Genomic DNA, 271 nt, shown 5'->3' with positions numbered 1-271 from the left:
CGGCATGGGTCCGGCGACCCTCGACGCCTTCGCGCGGCGCGGCGGCGCCTACCTGGCGATCGTCGGCGGCGCGGCGGCGCTGGAGACCACCTGGATCGAGACCATCGTGGATGTCGACCTCGACGACCTCCACCCCGAGAGCCTGTGGCAGTTCGCGATCCGCGATTTCGGGCCGCTGCTGGTCGGGATGGATTCCCACGGCGGCTCGCTCTTCGCCGACGTGCAGCGCGACGTGGCCGCCCGGCGCGACGCCGTCATCGCCTCCCTGGAG

At 73.1% G+C, this 271-nt stretch carries 1 protein-coding gene; it reads left to right on the top strand.

What is annotated here, in order from left to right; all coding sequences use genetic code 11:
- On the top strand, positions 1-271 hold a 271-nt coding region (locus tag C1X29_RS29935), incomplete at both ends, for a fumarate hydratase C-terminal domain-containing protein (protein WP_173940221.1).

Source organism: Pseudomonas sp. GW456-12-10-14-LB2, assembly GCF_002884345.1.
Classification (GTDB): Bacteria; Pseudomonadota; Gammaproteobacteria; order Pseudomonadales; family Pseudomonadaceae; genus Aquipseudomonas; species Aquipseudomonas paraglycinae.
The sequence above is the reverse complement of the archived record's forward strand: the minus strand, read 5'-3'. Positions and strand labels throughout refer to the sequence as shown.